Source organism: Pacificimonas pallii (genome assembly GCF_019204005.1).
In the GTDB taxonomy this organism is placed as follows: Bacteria; Pseudomonadota; Alphaproteobacteria; order Sphingomonadales; family Sphingomonadaceae; genus Pacificimonas; species Pacificimonas pallii.
The window spans coordinates 449,103-469,785 of the sequence record NZ_JAGSPA010000003.1 but is presented as its reverse complement, the minus strand read 5'-3'; the positions used below and the strand labels follow the sequence as shown (position 1 = coordinate 469,785).

Genomic DNA, 20,683 nt, shown 5'->3' with positions numbered 1-20,683 from the left:
AAGTCGAGGGACGCACAATGGCGTTGCATTGACCTGGGCGCGTTCTTCGACTGCGCTCAGGATGATCGGATTTTGGAAGCTGCCCGTCGTCTGCCCTTCATTCTCGGGGTAACGATGATGACAGGTCGACCTAGCCCCCAAGCATATTCAGAAAATTGTCCATTGCCGATGTCACGCGGCCCGCGACGGGATCGTGGAACAGCCAGTGGCCGACACCGTCAAGCTCGACATAGTCGACCTCGCCGCTCAGCTTGCGCACCGTCGCGCGGGCGGTGGCCACAGGCGTGATGCGGTCGACATCGCCAACGACGACCAGCGCGGGCATGTCGAGCTTTTCATAGTCGACATGGGTCGCCTTGGACTTGTCCGCCCAGGGCATGGATATCTGATAGAGAACGCGGCCTGAATCCCATACGAGATCGGCGATGGCCTCTTCGGTCTCCTTGGCGGGGACTTCGTTGAAGATCCCCCAGCGGGCGCGTTCCTCGTCGATCATGGTGGGCGATTTCCACCATTTGCCCCGGACATTGCTGGTCAGTCCGAACGTGGTCCTGAGGGGCGCGATGGCAAGGCTGCCGGTGCTGGCCGTCGGCGCCGGCGACAGCAGGATCAGCCCGCGCGCGCCAATGGCCTCCGCAAGTTTCTGCGCGAGCATGCCGCCCATGGAATGGCCGATGATGACGGGCGGTTCACCCACATCGCGCGCCGAGGCGATGAGGGCGTCGACATAATCCTGAACGCCCGTCGTCGACAGCAGCCGGTCAGGCGCGTCGTCGCGGCGGTTGTCAGCGTCCCGCTCATGAAATGGCAAATGCGGGACGTGCACGACATGGCCGCGCGCCTCGAAATGGGCGCGCATGCCGTCCCATACCTTGGGCGTCGACCACATGCCGTGGATGAAGAAGAGAGGTGGTTTTGTCATCTGACTATCCTAGTCCGTAACACCGCTTGCCGCCAAGACCGCCATTGTGACAATATCGGTGGCTCCCGATGTCATCGGTACGATCTGGACCGGCTTGGCCATGCCCATCAGCAGGGGCCCGAAGATCCGGCCGCCGCCGATTTCCTTTAGCAGCTTGGCCGAGATGTTCGCGCTGTGCAGGCCGGGCATGATGAGAATATTGGCAGGGCCGGTCAGGCGGCTGAAGGGATATAGTTTTGCCATGTCGCGGTTGAGTGCGACGTCGGCGGACATTTCGCCCTCATATTCGAAGCCGACGCGGCGCTGGTCGAGAAGCTCGATGGCGCGGCGGATTTCATCGACGATCTCACCCGGGGGATTGCCGAAGTTCGAGTAGCTGAGAAAGGCCACGCGCGGCGTTCGGCCCATGCGGCGGGTGACGGCGGCGGTCTGCTCGGCATAATCGGCGAGCTGCTCGGCGCTTGGGCGCTCCGTCACGGTGGTGTCGGCGATCATGTAGGTCTCGTGGCGTCCGACGACCACGTGGATGCCGAAGGGCTCGTGCCGCGGGCTGGGGTCGATCACCTGCCTGATCTGTTCCATCGCCTGCGTGAAGTGGCGCGTGACGCCGGTGACCATCACGTCGCCATGACCGAGCGCGACGAGGAGCGCGGCAAAGACATTGCGGTCCTGATTCACCGCACGCTGCACGTCGCGGTAAAGGGCACCCTGCCGCTGCCGACGACGATAAAGATGCTCGACCATGCCGGGGACAAGCGCATTGTCGCGGCTGTTTTGGATTTCGAAGGCATTGGGATTGTCGACGCCAAGCGCGCTCAGCCGCTCATGTATCTTCTCGTCGCGGCCGACGAGCACGGGTGTGCCGTACCCCTGTGACTGGATGGTGAGAGCGGCACGCAGGACGACTTCCTCTTCACCCTCGGCAAAGACGATGCGCTTGGGCGCGGCGCGGGCGGCGTTGAAGCTCTGCTCGAGGACGGCGGTTGTCGGGTTCAGGCGCGAACGCAGCTCGATCCGGTAGGCGTCCTCGTCGATGATCGGGCGCTGGGCAACGCCGGAGTCCATCGCGGCCTTGGCGACCGCGAAGGGAACCGCCTCGATCAGACGCGGGTCGAAGGGCGCGGGAATGATATATTCCGGGCCAAAGGCAAGCTGCTTGCCATAGGCCGACGCGACTTCGTCCGGCACGGCCTGCTTGGCAAGATCGGCAAGCGCACGGGCCGCTGCGATCTTCATTTCGTCGTTGATCGTCGTCGCCCGCACATCGAGTGCGCCGCGGAAGATGTAAGGAAAGCCAAGGACGTTGTTGACCTGGTTCGGATAGTCGGAGCGGCCGGTGGCCATGATGGCGTCGGGGCGCACGGCCTTCACTTCCTCGGGCAGGATTTCCGGGACCGGGTTCGCCATGGCGAAGATGATGGGCTTGTCCTTCATCAGCAGGATATCGTCCTGCGTGACGGCACCCGCAACGCTGAGCCCGACGAAAACGTCGGCGTCTTTCAGCGCGTCCTTCAGCGAACGTTCTTCCGTGACGACGGCATAAGCCGATTTCCACTGGTTAAGATCATCGCGCCCTTGATGGATCACACCGGTACGGTCGCACATGCGGACATTCGCGCGCGGCACGCCCATCGAGATGAACAGCTCGGCGCAGGCGATGGCGGCGGCACCGGCGCCGTTCACGACCATCTTGATCTCGTCCAGCTTCCGGTTGGTGAGTTCGAGCGCGTTAAGAAGGCCAGCGGCGGAAATGATCGCCGTGCCGTGCTGGTCGTCATGCATGACGGGAATGTTCATCTCGTCACGCAGGCGCGCCTCGATCTCGAAACATTCCGGGCTGGCAATGTCCTCAAGATTGATGCCGCCAAAGCTTGGCTCCATCAGTTTGACGGCCTGGCAGAAGGCATCGACATCCTCGGTGTCGAGTTCGATGTCGATGGAATCGACGTCGGCGAAGCGTTTGAACAGGACGGCCTTGCCCTCCATCACGGGCTTTGAGGCGAGCGCGCCGAGATTGCCCATGCCGAGGATCGCGGTGCCATTCGAGATGACGGCGACGAGATTGCCCTTCGCGGTGTAATCATAGGCCGTCTGGGGGTCGTCGGCGATGGCCTGCACCGGAACGGCGACGCCGGGCGAATAAGCGAGGCTGAGGTCCCGCTGTGTCGCCATGGGCTTCGAGGCGACGATCTCGATCTTGCCGGGGCGCGGATGGCTGTGGAAGCGCAGCGCCTCTGAATCCGAGAATCTAACGGAAGACCCGCCCTCTTTTGCAGATTTCTTGCCGCGTTCGTCACTCTCGCTCATTCCGGACCCTCGTTTTGACAGATTTTTACCTGCAATGGCGCAAGCGTGCGGGCGGAGCAAGCAAGACCTGAACGCAGGCCGATATCCCCGCTAATTTACGGCGCGGTCGCGTCCTTTCCAAAAGGGTGCGCGCAGATCCTTGCGCAGGATCTTGCCGCTGGGATTTCGGGGCAGGGCGTCGATGAAGTCCACTGATTTTGGTGCCTTGAACGCGGCAATCCGCGTGCGGGCGAAAGCGATGATATCCGCGGCGGCGGGCGACGTGCCGGGTTTGGCGACGACGATGGCCTTGACGGCCTCGCCCCACTGGTCGTCCGGAACGCCAATGACGGCGACCTCGGCGATATCGGGATGGCCATAGACGGCGCTTTCAACCTCGGCGGGGTAGATGTTTTCCGCGCCCGAACAGATCATGTCCTTCACGCGGTCCTGGATGTAGAGATAGCCATCCTCGTCGAGATATCCGGCGTCGCCAGTTTTCAGCCAGCCATCATCGGCGATCGTCTCGCGTGTCGCGTTATCCAGTTTCCAGTAGCCGAGCATGTTGTGACACGAGCGGGTTTCCACCTCTCCGATCACACCGGGGCCGACGATGTCGCCGTCACTGCCGCGCACGCGAAGCGATACCCAGGGAAAGGGCTTCCCCGCGCCGCGCATGCGCTGATTGCCTTCTACATCGTGATCTTCAGGCGGCAGGTAGACGATGGTGCCGGTCGTTTCGGTCATGCCATATTGCTGACAGAAGCCGCACTGGAAGACCTCGATAGCCCGTCTGAGAAGATCGAGCGGGATCGGTGAGGCGCCGTAGAGAATGTAATTGAGGCGGCTATAGTCGACGCTCTGCGCGCGTGGATCGGCGAGCACGAACTGGATCGCCGCCGGAACCATGAACAATTTCGAGATGCCATCCCGTTCGATGAAATCGAGCACGGCGGACGGGATAAACTCGCGCGCGATCACGTTGAGCGCGCCGGCGTGATACCCCATGAAACCCCAGCCGGTGCCGCCAATATGCGAGCAGGGCATCGCGACAAGGCTGACATCGTCGTCGGTCCACTCGTTCCACGTCATGTCATGTTCGGACATGCGGGCGCGCCCCTCGGTGAAGTTCGCATGGCTGAGAACGGCGCCCTTTGGCCTGCCCGTCGTGCCGGAGGTATAGAGTTGCAGCAGCGGTGATGCGGGGGTCAGGGCGATGTCCGGCGCGCCATCGCCGGCGCCGGAATACCAATCGGAAAATCCAGTCAGGCCCGACACGCCCGTTTCCATCGCGATCAGAGTCCTGATGCCGGGGCAGCTCGAATGGATCGATATGGCCTTTTCAACGAGTTCGGGACCGACGAACATGATCGCCGCGTCGCAGTCCGCCGCGATATATTCAATTTCCGGCCCCGCCAGCCGCCAGCCAATGGGGATGAGAACGACGCCCGCTTTGGCGCAGGCGAAGAAGAGCTCGAAATATTCGTCGGAATTCTTGCCGAGATAGGCGACGCGGTCCCCGCGGGAAAGGCCGTCGGCGGCCAGCCGGTTGGCGATCCGGTTCGTGCGCAGGTCGAATTCGGCATAGGTGGTCTCGCGCCCCTCGAAGCGGGCGGCGAGCTGATCCGGACGGTGTTCTGCGTGAAAGGGCGGCAGCTGGCCCACGAGTCTGATATCGGCGCGTTTCGCTGCCGTGGACATGCGCATGTTCCTCCCAGAAATACTGTCGGCAGACTGCGCGCAATCCCCCTCGTACGGCAAGCCCGATTTTTGGAGGGGCGCCTCAGCAGCCCCGCCGGGCCGCGACAGCCTCCGCGACATGATCGGCGAACAGGCCATCGACGCCGACGGCGACATGGGCGCAGATTTCCGCAGCGATGTCACCGCGGCCGTCCGGATCGTCGCCACCCTGAAATTCCGCAGGCAGGAAGACATTTTCGGCGCGGAAGGTCCATGGGTGGACGACCAGCCCGGCATTATGGGCCGCTTTCGTGAGGCCGGTATCGCGTCCCTCGTCGATGACGAGCTTCTTATTTGGCCCGATGCCGACGGCATATTCACGGATCGCCGCGAGACCCGTCGGCGTCAGGAGATCGGCATAGCTCACGCCGCCGCCGTCCGGAACCGCCTCGTCCGGGGCGGAGATGAGCTGCACCAGCCTGATGCCCGTCCGCCGCGCCAGCGCCTTCAGGTTCGCGGTCTCGAACGACTGGATGAACACCGGGGCGTCGGCGTCGGTCCAGCCTGCCTTTGCGAGTTCGTGAAGAAGGGGGGGCTCCAGCGGCAGGCCAATGCCGGCGAAGTAGGAAGGGTGTTTGGTTTCGGGATAGATACCGACGCCGCGTGCCTGTGCCAGTGCGACGATATCGGCAAAAGGCGGGATGGAATATCTGCCGTCATATGCTGTCCCGCGAAGCTGCGGCAGGCGCTCGCGGGTGCGAAGGCGCCGCAGTTCATCGAACGTGAAGTCTTCGGTGAAAAAGCCGGTCACCTGGCGGCCGTCGATGGTTTTGGTCGTCCTGCGGTCCGCAAATTCCGGGCGGTCCGCGACGTCTGTCGTGCCGCTGATTTCATTTTCATGGCGCGCGACCAGAATGCCATCCTTCGTCATTACGAGGTCGGGCTCGATATAGTCCGCGCCAAGCGCGATCGCGCGCTCATAGGCCGCGATGGTGTGTTCTGGCAGCTCGCCCGAGGCACCCCGATGGGCGATGATCAGGGGGACGGCCGGGGCGGTCATCGCTTCGCGCGCAGGGACAGCTGCAGTGACGGGGGCAGGGACGGCGGGCGCGGCATGGCATGCGGAAAGCAACAGAAACAGGATCGCGGCATTGCGCATGATAACTCCGTCTTGAACGGGGGAAGGTCAAGTCCGACATATGCCGCCAAGGAGACCGTGTGATGACAAGTGAAACCGCAATCCTCGCCGGCGGCTGCTTTTGGTGCCTGGAAGCCATTTACAACGATCTGCAAGGTGTCCAGCACGTTGAATCGGGGTATATTGGCGGCCATATCGACCACCCGACCTATGAAGAGGTTTGTGGCAAGAAATCCGGCCATGCGGAGGCGGTGAAGATCGAATTCGATCCTGAACTGGTGAGCTATGCCGAGATGCTGGACATCTTTTTCCACATCCATGATCCCACCACGAAGGACCGGCAGGGCAATGATACCGGGCCGCAATATCGCAGCGCGATTTTCCCGCTGGACGACGCGCAGCGCGCGGCGGCGAAAGCGGCGGTCGAAAACGCCGCTTCCTTGTGGAGCGATCCCATCGTGACGACGATCGAAGGCGGCAAATGGTGGCCGGGCGAGCGCGGGCATCAGGACTATTATGCGCGCGTCGGGAATTCCACGCCTTATTGCAATTACGTCATTGGTCCGAAGGTACAGAAGTTCCGCAAGGAATATCGTGATCGGCTGAAGCCTGGCGTCGCTGTTTAGGGTTGGGTTCAGGCCTTGAGTCGGGCGTGAATTTCGCCGCCTGTCCGTTACCCCGGCGGAAGCCGGGGGCCACCTTTTGAGTCTGCGCCCTGGTTCTGTCGCAACAGGTGGATAGCGGCTTTCGCTAGTATTAATGTGTGGGGCAGGGGCGCTTTTTCCTCTTTATCATCCCGAGCGTCGTCGAGGGACGCGTGATGGTGTTGTAGCCCTCTGGGTGCGTCCTTCGACTGCGCTCAGGATGATGGGATTTTGGGTTTTGCGGCATTCTTGAGGGAGGCTGGTGCTTCAATGAATCTGTGTCACATTTTACCTATCATCCCTGTGAATGCAGGGGAATGCAGCGGGAGCATTTACGCCGCTTCGCTGCGGTCGCCTGCATCGCTGAGCGCATAGGAGCGGCGGCGCTGGACGGAGCTGCCGAGCCCCAGGGACTCGCGGTATTTCGCGACGGTCCGCCGGGCGATGTCAAAGCCTTCATCCTTCAGCAATGTGACCAGCTTGTCGTCGGACAGGGCCTTTGTGCGCGGTTCTTCTGCGATCAGCGCGCCAATGCGGTCTTTCACAGCCTCGGCACTGACGGCGTCACCATCCGCTTCCATCGATTGAATGGCGCTGGTGAAGAAATATTTCAGTTCGAACAGGCCGCGCTCGCACATCATATATTTGTTCGAGGTCACGCGGCTGACGGTGGATTCGTGCATCTCGATTTCTTCGGCGACGGCCTTCAGCGTCATGGGTTTCAGCTTCGACACGCCGTGGCGAAAGAAACCCTCCTGCTTCTTGACGATCTCGGATGATACTTTGACGATGGTGCGCTGGCGCTGGTCGAGCGCGTTCATCAGCCAGTTGGCGGATTGCAGGCATTCGGACAGAAAGCTGGCGGTTTCCTTCGACTTGATACCGCCACTGGAAAGGTCGGCGGAATAGGAGCGGTCGATGAGCAGGCGCGGCAGGGTGGCGCCGTTCAGCTCGACCTTCCAGCCGCCATCATCCTTCGCACTCACGAAGACATCGGGCACGATGGGCAGCGCTTCGCCGCCGCCAAAGGCAAGGCCTGGTTTGGGATTGTAGCTGCGAATCTCGCTGATCATGTCCGCCAGATCTTCGGAGTCGACGCGGCACAGGCGCTTCAGCGTCGGCAGGTCGCCGCGGGCGAGGAGATCAAGGCGCGATAGCAGCTTTGCCATGCAGGGGTCATAGCGATCCGCTTCCTTGGCCTGCAGTGCGAGACATTCGCCAAGATTGCGCGCGCCGACGCCCGTCGGTTCGCACTGCTGAACCTTGAGAAGAACCTGCTCGACAGCTTCCTCACCGATGTTGAGACGCCAGCCGATTTCCTCGCAGGTACCGACAAAATACCCGGAATCGTCGATCATATCGATAATGTGACGGGCGATCATGCGTTCGGTGGGCTCCAGGCCGGCCGTCTGTTCGATGAGGAAATCCTGTAGCGACAGATCGGCCTCGGCGGCCGTGCCGATATCGAATTCACCGCCGGCACCGCCGCCGCCGCCGGCACCATCCGACAGGCTGAGCCCCTCGCCGCTATTTTCGGGCTGGCGTTCGGGCCGGTCCACCTCGGCGTCATGGTGGAAGGTTTCTTCGCTGTGATCGACATCCAGCGGCGCGTCATTTTCGCTGCCGCCGCCCTTCATGAGTTCGTCGCTGCTGGCGGGCTCTTCCGCAGGGCCGGTTTTTTCGGGACTGCCCTCACCCTCCTCCACCTGAAGCAGCGGGTTCTTTTCCAGCTCTTCCTGCAGGAACGCCTCAAGCTCCACATTGGACAGCGCAAGCAGTTTGATGGCCTGTTGCAGCTGCGGCGTCATCACCAGCTGCTGTGACTGGCGGAGGTCGAGGCGAGGCCCGAGCGCCACTAGCGGGTAAAGCCCTCGCCCAGATATACGCGTTTCACGTCCTCATTCTCGACAAGCGCGTCGGGCGTGCCTTCAAAAAGGACGCTGCCGTCGAAGATGATGCAGGCGCGATCAACGATATCGAGCGTCTCACGGACATTATGGTCCGTGATGAGCACGCCGATATCGCGGTCCTTCAGATGATAGACGAGATCGCGAATATCACTGATCGAAATGGGGTCGATGCCCGCGAACGGCTCGTCAAGCAGCATGATCGAAGGATCGGCGGCCAGCGCGCGCGCGATTTCACAGCGGCGGCGTTCACCGCCCGACAGTGCCATTGCGGGCGATGAACGCAGGCGCGTGATCGAGAATTCCTCGAGCAGCTGTTCCAGCCGGTCGCGGCGTGCGGACCTGTTCGGCTCGACGATTTCAAGGACGGCCATGATGTTCTGCTCGACGGTCATGCCGCGAAAGATCGACGTCTCCTGCGGCAGATAGCCAAGACCCAGCGCGGCGCGGCGGTACATGGGAAGCTGTGTGATGTCGATGCCGTCGAGACTGATGCGGCCATGGTCCGGCTGCACGAGTCCCATGATCGAATAAAAGCACGTCGTCTTGCCGGCGCCGTTGGGACCGAGCAGGCCGACCACCTCGCCGCGCCGCACGCCGAGGGAAACGTCGCGCAGCACCGTTCTCTTGTCGTAGGACTTGCCAATGGAAATGACCGAAAGACCGCCGGCACCATCAGGTGCGGCGTCTGCCTCACGGGCGATTTTTGCCGCCTCGCCAATCGCTTGCACGTCCTGGCCGAGAATTTTTGTCTCGCTCATACCGAAAGCCTTATCAAGCGATGGGTTAAGGATAAATGATGAAAAGCATGAATTGGCACGAAACGTGCTGCGGGGCTGTCAAGCGGTCTTTTTGTTGCGAAATTGACACAGTCGGGCTGGCCAAAAGCCGAACCCCGGCGGTTCCAGGGCGATCGACCGGAAGCCGCCACATTGCCTGGCGAGTGTGCTGGTCAGGTCCGGGCGAAGAGCTCCAATTGCTCCTTCTTTGGAACGATCAGGCTTTTCAGATCTTCGCGATCGGTGAGGCGGGTCGGCTGCCAGCCGACGCAGGAGATGAACGGGCGGATCTTGCGAATGGACTGAGTCAGGCGGCCAAGGTCGTCGAGGCGCAAATTGCGATAGCGGCGGGACTTCAGGATCGCGCCGACCGCCTTTGTGCCAAGCCCCGGAACACGCAGCAGCATGTCGCGCGGCGCACGGTTGACGTCGACGGGAAAACTTTCCCGGAATTTGAGCGCCCAGGCGAGCTTTGGGTCTATATCGAGCGGCAGCATGCCATCCTCGGATGCGGCAATGACTTCGCGCGGCTGGAAACCATAAAAGCGCATCAGCCAGTCAGACTGGTAGAGGCGATGTTCACGCATCAACGGCGGCGATTTCAGCGGCAGGACGGCGCTGGCATCGGGAATCGGGCTGAATGCGCTGTAATAGACGCGGCGCATGCTGAACCGGTTGTAGAGGCTGGAGGCCTTCAAGATGATGTCGCCGTCCTTTGCCGCGTCGGCACCAACGATCATCTGCGTCGACTGACCGGCAGGCGCGAATTTCGGAGCGCTTTTATATTTCTTGCGCGCATCCCTGCCGTCGATGATTGCCGTATTCATATGGGACATGGCGCCTTCGATACGGCCCTCATCCTTTTCGGGGGCAAGACGTTTCAAGCCGCGTGATGTGGGCAGTTCGACATTGATGGACACGCGGTCGGCATGCAGTCCGGCGAGCCGCACAAGTTCCGGGTCCGCGTCGGGGATCGTCTTCAGGTGAATATAGCCGCGAAAATCATGCACCTCCCGCAATTGCCGGGCGATCTCGACAAGCTGTTCCATGGTATAATTGGACGATCCGATGATGCCGGACGAAAGGAACAGACCCTCAATATAGTTTCGCCTGTAGAAATTCAGGGTCAGGTCGACGACTTCCGAAACCGTGAAGCGTGCGCGCCGGACGTTCGAGCTCTTGCGGTTGATGCAATAGTGGCAGTCGAAAATACAGCTATTGGTGAGCAGGATCTTGAGGAGGGAAATACAGCGGCCATCGGGAGCATAAGCGTGGCAAATCCCCATCCCCTCGGTAGAGCCGACGCCCTTGCCGCCCGCGCTATTGCGTTTTGACGTGCCGGATGATGCGCATGACGCATCATATTTGGCGGCATCAGCGAGAATCGCTAGTTTCTGACGGGTATCGAGCTGAGCCATTCGTTCTTTATATGTTCTCGAGTGCCAGGTGTCGATAGATGCAGGTTATAACCTGCTGAAAGGCATGAATTCGGGGGCTGACTGCGCCTTTCGGCGCGGGTCGCCATGCCCGTCCCGAACCGATGTTCCGCTTCACCTGCGTACCGAGACATGCCGGCATTCGCGGAGAGGGAAGAGGGCGGCCGCGGCTTTGCTTTACGGTTTGGATGTCGGGCGATAGGGCGTGTTCACGATATTCGGGAGATGTCACCATATGAAAAACTGGATTCTGGCAGGTGTGATCGCCGCGCTGCCGCTGACCGGCGCACCGGTCCTGGCCGCGCCAGTGGATGATTATACGGCGCTGCGCGAAGAGCTGTGGCAATGGACGCTGGACAATAGCCCGCTGACGGCGATGCGCGTCGGCGACCGGCGCGGGGACAGCAAGATTGGCGACCTGTCAGAGGCCGCCGAGCAGAGGCAGCTTGCCGAGGTGCGCGCGTTCCGGAAACGCTTTGCGGCCATCGATGTGGGCGCGCTGCCCAATGATCTGCGTGTCGATTACGGCGTGCTGTTGCGGGGAATCGACGATCAGCTGGCGGGGGCGGAATTTCCGCACAGCCGCTACATGATCTTCACCAATCGCGGCGGCTGGCACATGTGGTTTGCGGGTTTGCCGGAGGGGAGCCCGTTTTTCACCAAGGCGGATTACGACTCCTATATTGGCCGACTGGAAAACTATTCGGAGCAGAACGCCGCCGGAATCGCGCGGACGCGCAAAGCCATAGCGGGCGGGCTGATGCAGCCCTGTGAGCCGATGGAAACATTCATCGGCACGATCGAAGGGCGCTATGCGGACACGGCGGAAAGCTCCAGTTTCTGGATGCCCTTTTCCGAGCGCCCGGATACGATTTCGGAAGGCGAGTGGGAGGACCTGAAGACACGCGCCCGGGCCGCCATCGAACAGAGCGTCATTCCGGCTTATCGCCAATTCGGAGAGTTCTACACGGCTGAATATGAACCGAAATGCCGTGATACCATCGGAATTTCCGAAACGCCGGGCGGTACGGATTATTATCAATATCTGATCAAGAGCTTCACGACGACCGACATGACAGCGGACGAGGTGCATAAGCTCGGCCTGTCCGAAGTCGCCCGTATCCGGGCGGAAATGGAAACGGTCGCCGCAGAGGCGGGCTTCGCGGGTGACCGCAAGGGCTTCATCGAGGATTTGCGCACCAATCCGGTCTATTATCCGAAAACGGGTGATGAGCTGCTACAGGTCACGGCGGCGCAGACGAAGCTGATCGATGGCTGGATGCCGCAATTGTTCGGGACGCTGCCGCGGCTGCCCTATACGGTGAAGCCGATCCCAATGGATCAGGCCGTTGGCAATACGACGGCCTATTACGAACTCGGCTCGCTCGCCATCGGGCGTCCGGGTATTTACCGGGTGAACCTGACAGCTCTTGACCAGCGTCCCTTGTGGGAAGTGCCCGTGCTGTCGATTCATGAAGCGGTTCCCGGACACCACCACCAACTGTCTTTGCAGCAGGAACTCGAGATGCACCCGATCCGGCAGTTCGGATCGAATTTCACAGCATTTGTCGAGGGCTGGGGCCTGTATTCCGAGCAGTTGGGCAAGGAAATGGGCATGTATGACACGCCCGCCAAGAAAATGGGTCAGTTGAGCTACGAGATGTGGCGCGCCTGCCGCCTGGTCGTCGATACCGGCATCCATTCAAAAGGCTGGAGCAAGGCGCGTGCGGTTGCCTTCATGACCGATAATAGCGCTTTGTCCGCAGCGAACATCGATGCCGAAGTGAACCGCTACATTACATGGCCGGGACAGGCGCTGGCCTATAAGGTCGGCGAACTGAAGATCCGGGCGTTGCGGGAACGGGCGGAAACGGCATTGGGGCCGTCCTTCAACCTGCGTACGTTTCATGACGCCGTGCTGGAAAATGGCGCGGTGCCGCTGGATGTGCTTGAAGGTCATGTCGACCGCTGGATCGCGGCCGAGCAGGCAAAAGTGATCGAGGAAGGGGTTTCATGAACATTGAAGACATTGCCGGCGCAGCGGGCGTCGATTTTACGAATGTTGGCCAGCAGTTCGGACTGACACCGGAGCAGACCCGAGGCGCGATGGCGTCGCTGCTGCCGATGGTGATGGGCGGGATGCGAAAGCAGGCCGCGGGCGGCGACCTTTCGCAGGTGGAAGACCTGGCCGGGAGGGTTGAGCGGCCCGAAGCCGCGCGGGATACCGGTAACCAGATCCTGGGTCAGATTTTCGGATCGAAAGATGTCAGCCGTCAGGTCGCGAAGAAGGCGTCGACCGAAACACCGGGCGTATCCGATGCCGTGATGAAGATGCTGCTGCCCATCGTGGCGGCGATGGTTGGAAAGGCGCTGACGAAGAGAATGGGCGGCGGCGCGCTGGGCGGCCTGATCGGGGCGGCGGCCGGGTCGATGCTTGGCGGGCAGAGCGGCGGTGCCGGTCGCGGGGCGGCGCCCACAGGCGGGTTTGGCGGATTGCTGAATGCACTCGATCAGGACGGCGACGGCAATCCGATCGACGACATTATGGGTATGTTCGGCCGCAAATAGCCGCTCCCTCTTTCGCGTCCGAGCCCATATCTTTGCCGTCATGTCGGCGCAGGCCGGTGTCGATCTTTTGAGAGAAAGCCAGGGCGCAGACACAAGGGATGGACCCCGGCGTGCGCCGGGGTGACGTGCAGAATGTGCGGCATAGACCGGAAGGGGTTCCAAGATCCTTGCCATGCTGCGACCAAGATGCCCTGCGCTTCATGGTGGCCAACGCCTTTGTGACACCTTAGATTGGTTGGCTATGCCACCTACACGTACACCGAAAAGCTGGGGATTCCCGCGCTGGGGCGAATATGACGCCGCCGGATTCGACGCGGCGACTGTCCGTATCTGCGACCGCCATGGCTGCGAGGAAAAGGGGGACTGCCCTGCTCCGAAATCGCCGAATTCGAAGGATCGCTGGTATTTCTGCCAGAAACACGCGGGCGAGTATAATCGCGGCTATAATTATTTCGAAGGCCTGACGAAAGAACAGGCGCAGGACCGCGCGAATGATGAAAACGCGGCCGCGAAACACGCCCGCTCGCGCGCTTATGAGTGGGCCGGTAGCGGCGATGGCAGCCGCGGTCAGGGCGAGCTGGACGCGCTGGAACTGTTCGAACTCGACGTCGATGCGAAGTTCGAGGAGATCAAGCTGGCCTACCGCAAATGGGCCAAGCTGCATCATCCTGACCGCAAGCCGGGCGACGAAGAGGCGGCGAAACTGTTTCAGGCGGGGCAGGCGGCCTATGAAGTCCTGAAGCGCGCCGAGGAAATGCGCGAATGGAAGGGCGAATAGCCACGCCGGTCGCCGGATTCGTCGCCAAATGAAACGCACCGTCCGGTCCGACTGGTCGAAGGCGATTCTCGTCTGCGCGAAATGTTCGAAGAAATGCAAGGGCGGCTTTGGCATTAAGGGCAAACAGAGCCTGATGAAGGCGCTGCGCGGCTATTGCGGCGGCGGAAAGGGCCGCAAAAGTCCGATGGGGATTATCGAGGTGAAGTGCCTGGGTGTCTGCCCGAAAAACGCCGTGGTGGTGATCAACGGCTGTAACAGCGACCTTTGGAATATCGTCCCGAAAGGCACGGATATGGACGAGATCGCCGAAATTGTGGGCCTCACGGAATAGCGAGTTTCGGGCGGTGCCGCGCCCCGGGCGAGGTTTTTCCTTCGTTCCGCGACTTTCCGCGCGATTGCGAAATCTGCTTCTGGGTCTTTACCCCTTGAACGGGTCCGTCACCAGGATCGTGTCGTCGCGCTCGGGGCTGGTCGATACCAGGGCCACCGGGCAGCCGACCAGTTCCTCGATGCGCTTGACATATTTCACGGCCTGCGCGGGCAGGTCGCTCCAGCTGCGGGCATTGGCGGTCATGCCCTCCCAGCCTTCAAATTCCTCATAGACCGGCGTTGCGGCCTGCTGATCCTGCGTGGCGGCGGGCAGATAGTCATAGTGTTTGCCGCCAATTTCATATCCGGTGCAGATGCGCAGCGTCTCGAACGTGTCGAGGACATCGAGCTTTGTAAGCGCCATGCCGCTGACGCCGGAAATGGCGATGGACTGACGCACCAGCGCGGCATCGAACCAGCCGCACCGCCGCTGGCGGCCGGTGACGGTGCCGAATTCATGGCCGCGCTCGCCGAGTTTCCGGCCGGTCTCGTCCATCAGTTCGGTGGGGAAGGGGCCGCTACCAACGCGGGTGGTGTACGCCTTGACGATGCCAAGGACATAGCCCGCCGCATCGGGCCCAAGGCCCGACCCGGATGCCGACGTGCCGCTGACCGTGTTGGAGCTGGTGACGAAGGGGTAGGTGCCGTGATCGACATCGAGAAGCACACCCTGCGCCCCCTCGAACAGGATCCGCTTGCCATCCGCCTGGGCGGCGTTGAGATCGCGCCAGACCGGGGCCACGTAGGGAAGAACGGTGTCCTTGATCGCCGCCAGCTCCGTCAGCAGGCCTTCGCGATCAATAGGCTCGACGCCGAAGCCCGCGCGCAGGGCGTTGTGATGCGCCTCGATCCGGTCGAGCTGCGGACCGATGCGGCCGAGGTCGTGAAGATCGCAGACGCGAAGGGCGCGGCGGCCGGCCTTGTCCTCATAGGCGGGGCCAATGCCGCGGCGGGTCGTACCGATCTTGCCTTCGCCGGAGGCATCCTCGCGCAGGCCGTCAAGGTCGCGGTGGAAAGGGAGGATGAGCGGGCATGTCTCACTGATGCGGAGCACGTCCGGCGTGATGTCCACACCCTGACCGCGCAGGGTCTCGATCTCCTTGGCGAGCGCCCAGGGGTCGAGGACGACACCATTGCCAATGACGCTGAGCGTGCCCCGAACGATGCCGGACGGCAGCAGGCTGAGCTTGTAGACCTTGCCATCCACCACGAGCGTGTGCCCGGCATTGTGGCCGCCCTGAAACCGGACGACGACATCGGCGCGCGCAGCCAGCCAGTCGACGATCTTGCCTTTGCCCTCGTCGCCCCATTGTGCGCCGATTACGGTTACGTTGCTCATGTCAGAAACTCTCTACGGCTGGAAGAAACGGGCCGTGCGCTTGCCTAGAGCCGGGCGGCGATCAGGTCCAATATCTTCTGCGCGCAATCGGCATTGGAATCGCGGCTCGTGTCGACTTCCAGATCATATTGCGGTGCGCGATGCACAAGGTTGATCTGGGCGCGGGCCTGACCGATCATGCGGTCACCGCGTTCCCGTTCGCGGCGTTCAAGTTCCGGCAGGTCGCAATGGACACCAACGGTAAGGCGGGGCAGGGCGCCAAGTGCTTCCTGCCAATCGGGCCAGAAGCGCGGATCGAACATGACGTGATCGACAATGATCCTGCCTGTCGCCGCCATCGCAGCGACCGCGCGGTGGAAGGCCTGGATCATCTTAAAACCGCTAGGGCCAAAGGCGAGCGCCACGGTGCCAGCATGCTCATCGCTGACGACGCGAATGCCTTCGGGGTCGTTTCGCAGGCCTGGCGGCATCATTTTAATGAAATCATCGATGCTGGCATTCAGCCAAACGCCGGGGAGTCTGGCCTGCAAAGCAGCGGCGAGACTGGTCTTCCCGGCGGAAGTCGCGCCGTTGAGAAGGATCAGCCGGGTCCGTGTCATCTTGACAGCGGCATGAACAGACCGAGGATCGAGAGGGCGAGGGCGATGGCGGCGATGAAGAGCGCTATGGTGGCGAATATGCCCGCGCGGGCCGCATCGTCGCGGAGCTTGTTTTGCTCTTCTTCGGTCACAGCGCGGCCGGTTCGCCGGTCCAGATGTGGGTGCAGGCGTTCGCTTCCGCATCATCGGATCCTGAAAGGGCGGCGACGGTGACCCAGCCGTCGGCGCGCAGCGCCGTACCAACCCCGGCATCGGTGCCGTGCGGCAGGAAGATACGGCGTGTCTTCCGCCTGCCCAGGCCCGCCTGAACCAGACCGTCAATGTAGAGGGAGAAGCCGATGGCGGGTTCCTCCGCGCCGCCGGGATGGCGGACGATATAGGTGCCGCCGCGGCCGATTTCAGAGGCGATACCGCCCGCGAACAGACTGAAGCCGAGCCAGGTCTGAAACTCGAAGCCGCGCCGCTCGGTGGGATCGACGGTGACGCGGGCGAGGCCGGAGGCGCGGGCCGTCAGCGCCTCTGCGGCATCAAGGCGGCGGTCGAAAGCGGCGCCCATGCCGGCTGCGCGGAGGGCGGGGATCGCGGATGCCGCGGGGCCAGCGGCCTCGATCAGCGGGGCATAGGCCGCGCCGCCCGCCGCAATCAGGGACGCGTGGTCTTTGCCGTCAAGGGCGGCGCGGACGGCGTCAAGGTTGTCAACGGGCCAGTCAGCTTCGGCAAGCTCTTCGACGAGCGAGGGCAGGGTGAGGTCGACGGAAAGGTCGGCGCAGCCTGCGGCGGTAAGGGCCTCCAGCGCGACGGTCAGGATTTCGCCTGCGGCGGCGACGCTGTCATGGCCGATCAGTTCCGCACCGATCTGCATGCGTTCGCGTTCCGCGCCGACCTGCGGCGGGCGCACGCTGAGCACGGGACCGGCATAGCTGAGCCGCAGCGGACGCGGACGGTGCGCAAGGCGCGTGGCGGCGATGCGTCCGGCCTGCGGCGTGATGTCGGAGCGGATGGCGAGCGTGCGCTGCGAGACGGGGTCGATGACGCGCAGCAGATCCTGCGCGCCGCCATCGGACAGCCGCCCGATCAGGCTGTCCTCAAACTCCGCAAGGGGCGGCTGCACGAGGTCATAGCCATGGGCCGTGATGCGATCGCAAAGGGTGCGCACGAGCCTGTCCGCAGCCGCGGCGCGGGGCGCGAGGCGATCACGGAATCCTTCGGGCAGGAGCCCGCGAGAGATGGGGTCGGTCATGCGCACCCTACGCCCTGATACGGGCTAGAAAGTCAATGCCTTGACGTTCTTGACGCCGTCCAGTGTCTTGATGGTCGCCATGACGTCGGCGTTCACTTCGTCATCGACGGCGACGAGCATGACGGCGTCCGAGCCGCCGGCGCGGCGGCCGAGATTGAACGTGCCAATATTGATCCCGGCCTGGCCCAGCGTGGACCCGACCGCGCCGATGAAGCCCGGCTTGTCCTCATTTTCGATATACAGCATCGGACCGTCGAGCTCCGCCTCCATGCGGATACCGAAAAGTTCGACCAGACGCGGCGCATTATCGCCAAACAGCGTGCCTGCGACGGAGCGCACACCGTCCGATGTTTCGACGGTCAGACGCAGCAGGCTGGCATAATCGCCTTCCTTGTCATGGCGTACCTCGGCGACGTCGATATCGCGTTCACGTGCCATGAAGGGGGCATTGACCATGTTCACGGTATCCGAAATCGGACGCAGCATACCGGCAAGGACGGCGGCGGTGACCGGCTTCATATTGAGTTCGGCAAGGGCCCCCTCGGCCTCGATGGACACGCGCTTGATGCCGCGATGCGCAAGCTGTCCGGCGAGCAGGCCAAGCTTGGTGGCGAGCGTCATGTAAGGCTTCAGCCGGGGCGCTTCCTCGGCGCTGACCGAGGGCGTGTTGAGCGCGTTGGTGACCGCGCCCGTCAGCAGATAGTCGGCCATCTGCTCGGCAACCTGAATGGCGACATTGACCTGCGCCTCCGTCGTCGATGCCCCAAGATGCGGCGTCGCGACAAAGCCGGGCGTACCGAACAGGCTGTTTTCCTTCGCGGGTTCCTCGCCAAACACGTCGAGCGCGGCACCGGCGATGTGGCCGCTTTCCAGCAGATCCTTCAGCGCCGCCTCGTCAATCAGGCCGCCGCGCGCGCAGTTGATGATGCGCACGCCTTTCTTTGTCCTTTCAAGATTTTCCCGGCCAAGAATACCGCGTGTCTGGTCGGTGAGGGGTGTGTGGAGCGTGATGAAATCGGCGCGCGACAGAAGGCCGTCGAGATCGACTTTTTCAGCGCCGATTTCGACGGCGCGGTCCTCGGTCAGGAACGGATCGAAGGCGACGACTTTCATCTTCAGGCCGCGGGCGCGGTCGGCGACGATGGAGCCGATATTGCCGGCACCGATCAGGCCGAGCGTCTTGCCGGTGAGCTCCACGCCCATGAATTTCGACTTCTCCCACTTGCCAGCCTGTGTGGAGGCATCGGCCTCGGGCAGCTGGCGGGCGAGGGCGAACATCATCGCGATGGCGTGTTCCGCCGTGGTGATGGAATTGCCGAACGGCGTGTTCATAACGACGATACCGCGCGCCGATGCGGCATCCTTGTCGATATTGTCGGTGCCGATCCCGGCGCGGCCAATGACTTTCAGGTTCGTGGCCGCGTCCATGATGTCGGCGTCAGGCCGCGTCGAGGAGCGTATGGCGAGGCCGTCATACTCGCCGATGATGGCGATGAGTTCGTCTTTGCCGAGGCCGGTTTTCTCGTCGACCTGGATTCCGCGTTCACGGAAGATCTCGGCAGCCTTTGGGGACATTTTGTCGGAAATAAGGACTTTGGGAGTCGTCACGGGAATTCTCCATGCTGGAAGTTGAATTTGATCGTCCCGAGCGCAGTCGAGGGACGCACTATGGCGTGGCAATGGGCTGGGTGCGTCCCTCGACTGCGCTCGGGATGATAGGAGTCGGGATGTGGCGGGGCTGCCGGTTCGGCTAGCCCTTCGCCTTCACCTCGGCATAGGCCCATTCGATCCAGGGCAGCAGGCGGCGGAGGTCTTCTTCCTCGACCGTGGAGCCGCACCAGATGCGCAGAGATGGCGGCGCGTCGCGGTAGCCGTTGAAATCGTAACCGACGTCCCGCTCTTCGAGCATTTTTGCGATGGTCTTCGGCACGGCCGCCTGCGCGTCGGCATCGAGGCCGTCATACCAGTCGCCCTGAAACACCATGCAGACGCCTGTGTTGGTGCGCTGCGCCGGGTTTGGCACCATGTTCCTGAGCCACGGCGTGGCCTCGATCCAGTCGGTGACGATCTTTGCGTTCGCGTCGGCGCGGGCGTGCAGCGCGGAAAGGCCGCCGATCGATTTGGCCCATTCGAGCGCCGCGATATAATCTTCGGTCGCGAGCAGCGACGGCGTGTTGATGGTCGCGCCCTCGAAGATCGCGCGGTTCAATTGTCCGCCCTTCTTGATGCGGAAGAGCTTGGGCAGCGGCCAGGCGGGGTCGTAGCTTTCGATACGCTCCACCGCTTTCGGGCTGAGGATCAGCATGCCATGTGCGGCCTCTGACCCCATCACCTTCTGCCAGGAATAGGTCGTCGCATCGAGCTTTGCCCAGTCCATCGGCTGCGCGAACAGCGCCGAAGTGGCGTCGTTGATGGTGATGCCCTCGCGGCCGGGCGCGAGCCAGTCGGTATTCTCGATCTTCGCGCCGGACGTCGTGCCGTTCCAGGTGAAGACGACATCATTGTCCTGCGGGATCGAGGCGAGGTCGGGGATCTGGCCATAATCGGCGTCGAGGACGGTGAGGTCGGCGAGCTTCAGCTGCTTGACCGCATCCTGAATCCAGACATTGCCGAAGCTTTCCCATGCCGCGACCGTTGCGGGGCCTTTGCCCAGCATCGTCCACATGGCGCATTCGAGCGCGCCGGTATCGGAGCCCGGCATGATGCCGATCAGATAGTCGTCGGGGATGCCGAGGATTTCGCGGCTGAGGTCGATGGCGTATTTGAGGCGGCCTTTGCCGATGGCTGAACGATGCGACCGGCCAAGAGCCTTGGTTTTCAGCCTGTCCAGCGACCAGCCCGGGAATTTGCAGGTCGGTCCGGATGAAAAGAACGGACGCTCAGGACGCAATTCGGGTGTAGGCGTAGTTTCATTTGACACAATATTCTCTCCTTACAGAGAGCTCGCGCGGCGTTGGGACCGCGTGGCCCGTCGCCGTTCCTATTGCTGCGGCGCAGC

The 20,683-nt window shown here is 62.3% G+C and carries 18 protein-coding genes; 5 read left to right on the top strand and 13 right to left on the bottom strand.

Annotated features, from left to right (window positions below; all coding sequences use genetic code 11):
- Positions 1 to 130: 130 nt before the first annotated feature.
- The 4 genes from KCG44_RS10835 to KCG44_RS10820 all read right to left on the bottom strand — a co-directional run bounded on the left by KCG44_RS10835 (position 131) and on the right by KCG44_RS10820 (position 6,047).
- Positions 131 to 922 (bottom strand): alpha/beta hydrolase, encoded by a 792-nt coding sequence (locus KCG44_RS10835; protein WP_218446102.1) that lies wholly within the window; start codon positions 920 to 922, stop codon positions 131 to 133.
- Between the two features lie 9 nt (positions 923 to 931).
- Positions 932 to 3,229 carry an NADP-dependent malic enzyme gene (locus KCG44_RS10830; protein WP_218446101.1) on the bottom strand — a complete coding sequence of 766 codons (2,298 nt, stop codon included), beginning with the start codon at positions 3,227 to 3,229 and terminating at the stop codon, positions 932 to 934.
- Positions 3,230 to 3,319: 90 nt separating this feature from the next.
- Positions 3,320 to 4,909, bottom strand: a complete 1,590-nt coding sequence (locus KCG44_RS10825) for a fatty acid--CoA ligase (RefSeq protein ID WP_218446100.1) — start codon at positions 4,907 to 4,909, stop codon at positions 3,320 to 3,322.
- Between the two features lie 82 nt (positions 4,910 to 4,991).
- A complete protein-coding gene (locus tag KCG44_RS10820) occupies positions 4,992 to 6,047 on the bottom strand; it encodes a glycerophosphodiester phosphodiesterase family protein (RefSeq protein ID WP_218446099.1) in 1,056 nt (351 codons plus the stop codon).
- Positions 6,048 to 6,109: 62 nt separating this feature from the next.
- Between KCG44_RS10820 and msrA the strand changes: the two genes are divergently transcribed.
- On the top strand, positions 6,110 to 6,652 hold the full coding sequence (msrA, locus tag KCG44_RS10815) for a peptide-methionine (S)-S-oxide reductase MsrA (RefSeq protein WP_218446098.1): 543 nt from the start codon (positions 6,110 to 6,112) through the stop codon (positions 6,650 to 6,652).
- Positions 6,653 to 7,002: 350 nt separating this feature from the next.
- Here the strand turns inward: msrA and rpoN are convergent, their stop codons facing one another.
- The 3 genes from rpoN to KCG44_RS10800 form a co-directional block, all read right to left on the bottom strand.
- Positions 7,003 to 8,526 carry an RNA polymerase factor sigma-54 gene (rpoN, locus tag KCG44_RS10810; RefSeq protein ID WP_218446097.1) on the bottom strand — a complete coding sequence of 508 codons (1,524 nt, stop codon included), beginning with the start codon at positions 8,524 to 8,526 and terminating at the stop codon, positions 7,003 to 7,005.
- A complete protein-coding gene (gene lptB, locus KCG44_RS10805) occupies positions 8,526 to 9,338 on the bottom strand; it encodes an LPS export ABC transporter ATP-binding protein (protein ID WP_218446096.1) in 813 nt (270 codons plus the stop codon). The genes rpoN and lptB overlap by 1 nt, the downstream gene beginning before the upstream one ends.
- Before the next feature lie 191 nt (positions 9,339 to 9,529).
- A complete protein-coding gene (locus KCG44_RS10800; RefSeq protein ID WP_218446095.1) occupies positions 9,530 to 10,774 on the bottom strand; it encodes a putative DNA modification/repair radical SAM protein in 1,245 nt (414 codons plus the stop codon).
- A gap of 253 nt (positions 10,775 to 11,027) precedes the next feature.
- On the opposite strand from KCG44_RS10800, the gene KCG44_RS10795 reads away from it, so the two are divergent.
- From KCG44_RS10795 to KCG44_RS10780, 4 genes are all read left to right on the top strand, one after another.
- Positions 11,028 to 12,809 carry a DUF885 domain-containing protein gene (locus KCG44_RS10795; protein WP_218446094.1) on the top strand — a complete coding sequence of 594 codons (1,782 nt, stop codon included), beginning with the start codon at positions 11,028 to 11,030 and terminating at the stop codon, positions 12,807 to 12,809.
- Positions 12,806 to 13,360 (top strand): DUF937 domain-containing protein, encoded by a 555-nt coding sequence (locus tag KCG44_RS10790; protein ID WP_218446093.1) that lies wholly within the window; start codon positions 12,806 to 12,808, stop codon positions 13,358 to 13,360. Before KCG44_RS10795 ends, KCG44_RS10790 begins: the two co-directional genes overlap by 4 nt.
- A gap of 241 nt (positions 13,361 to 13,601) precedes the next feature.
- Positions 13,602 to 14,138 (top strand): J domain-containing protein, encoded by a 537-nt coding sequence (locus tag KCG44_RS10785; protein WP_218446092.1) that lies wholly within the window; start codon positions 13,602 to 13,604, stop codon positions 14,136 to 14,138.
- A gap of 28 nt (positions 14,139 to 14,166) precedes the next feature.
- Positions 14,167 to 14,469, top strand: a complete 303-nt coding sequence (locus tag KCG44_RS10780; RefSeq protein WP_218446091.1) for a (2Fe-2S) ferredoxin domain-containing protein — start codon at positions 14,167 to 14,169, stop codon at positions 14,467 to 14,469.
- Positions 14,470 to 14,556: 87 nt separating this feature from the next.
- On the opposite strand, the gene KCG44_RS10775 is transcribed toward KCG44_RS10780, so the two are convergent.
- From KCG44_RS10775 to KCG44_RS10755, 6 genes are all read right to left on the bottom strand, one after another.
- Entirely contained in the window at positions 14,557 to 15,846 is a 1,290-nt protein-coding gene (locus KCG44_RS10775; protein WP_218446090.1) for an adenylosuccinate synthase, read from the bottom strand.
- 44 nt (positions 15,847 to 15,890) lie between these two features.
- Entirely contained in the window at positions 15,891 to 16,445 is a 555-nt protein-coding gene (locus KCG44_RS10770) for a chloramphenicol phosphotransferase CPT family protein (RefSeq protein WP_218446089.1), read from the bottom strand.
- Positions 16,442 to 16,576 (bottom strand): hypothetical protein, encoded by a 135-nt coding sequence (locus tag KCG44_RS14420; RefSeq protein ID WP_255536484.1) that lies wholly within the window; start codon positions 16,574 to 16,576, stop codon positions 16,442 to 16,444. The genes KCG44_RS10770 and KCG44_RS14420 overlap by 4 nt, the downstream gene beginning before the upstream one ends.
- Complete coding sequence (locus tag KCG44_RS10765; RefSeq protein WP_218446088.1) at positions 16,573 to 17,685, bottom strand: ATP phosphoribosyltransferase regulatory subunit; 1,113 nt, start codon at positions 17,683 to 17,685, stop codon at positions 16,573 to 16,575. Before KCG44_RS10765 ends, KCG44_RS14420 begins: the two co-directional genes overlap by 4 nt.
- 24 nt (positions 17,686 to 17,709) lie before the next feature.
- Positions 17,710 to 19,260 (bottom strand): phosphoglycerate dehydrogenase, encoded by a 1,551-nt coding sequence (serA, locus tag KCG44_RS10760; protein WP_255536529.1) that lies wholly within the window; start codon positions 19,258 to 19,260, stop codon positions 17,710 to 17,712.
- 175 nt (positions 19,261 to 19,435) lie between these two features.
- Positions 19,436 to 20,605, bottom strand: coding sequence for a phosphoserine transaminase (locus KCG44_RS10755; protein ID WP_218446086.1), 1,170 nt, complete (start codon positions 20,603 to 20,605; stop codon positions 19,436 to 19,438).
- Positions 20,606 to 20,683 lie beyond the last annotated feature (78 nt).